Source organism: Kitasatospora sp. NPDC127067, from assembly GCF_042724755.1.
Taxonomy (GTDB): Bacteria; Actinomycetota; Actinomycetes; order Streptomycetales; family Streptomycetaceae; genus Kitasatospora; species Kitasatospora lactacystinica.
The window spans coordinates 16,627-17,204 of the sequence record NZ_JBHXEM010000162.1 but is presented as its reverse complement, the minus strand read 5'-3'; the positions used below and the strand labels follow the sequence as shown (position 1 = coordinate 17,204).

1 protein-coding gene is annotated in these 578 nt (G+C 76.5%); it reads right to left on the bottom strand.

Annotated features, from left to right (window positions below):
• Positions 1-37 precede the first annotated feature (37 nt).
• A partial coding sequence (locus tag ACFWJ4_RS37040) for a phosphopantetheine-binding protein (RefSeq protein ID WP_380552561.1) occupies positions 38-578 on the bottom strand: 541 nt, incomplete at its 5' end.

The window sequence follows — 578 nt, the reverse complement described above, 5'->3', positions numbered from 1 at the left end:
CGGCTTCCCCTGCACGCGGAAGCCGGGCCCCGCCCGCTCAGCCGGAGAGGCGCCCGGCCGCCTCCTCCTCGGTGAGCGCGTCGATCTCGGCGATCAGCAGCGCCTCGATCCGGGCCGCGAGGGCGGCCGGTGTGCTGCTCTCGAACACGTCGCGGATGGGGATGTCGAGTCCGATCCCGGCCCGGATCCGCGCGGCGACCCGGGTGACCAGGAGGGAGTCCCCGCCGAGCGCGAGGAAGTCGTCGAACACCCCGACCCGCGGGACTCCGAGGACCTCCTGCCACAGGTCGGTGACCAGCTGCTCGGCGTCGGTGCGCGGCGCGACATAGCCCGACCCGGCGGCCGGCCCGGGGTCGGGCAGGGCCGCGAGGTCGGGTTTGCCGTTCGGCGTCAGCGGCAGCCGGGCCAGGGTGAGCACGGTGTCCGGGACCATGTAGGCGGGAAGCCGCAGGGCGAGGTGCTCGCGCAGCTCGGCCGGTCCGGGCTCGGCACCGGGGCACGGGACGGCGTACGCCAGCAGTCTCCGGCCGTCGCGGACCAGCACGGCGGCCTGCGCGACGGCCGGGTGCGCGGTCAGC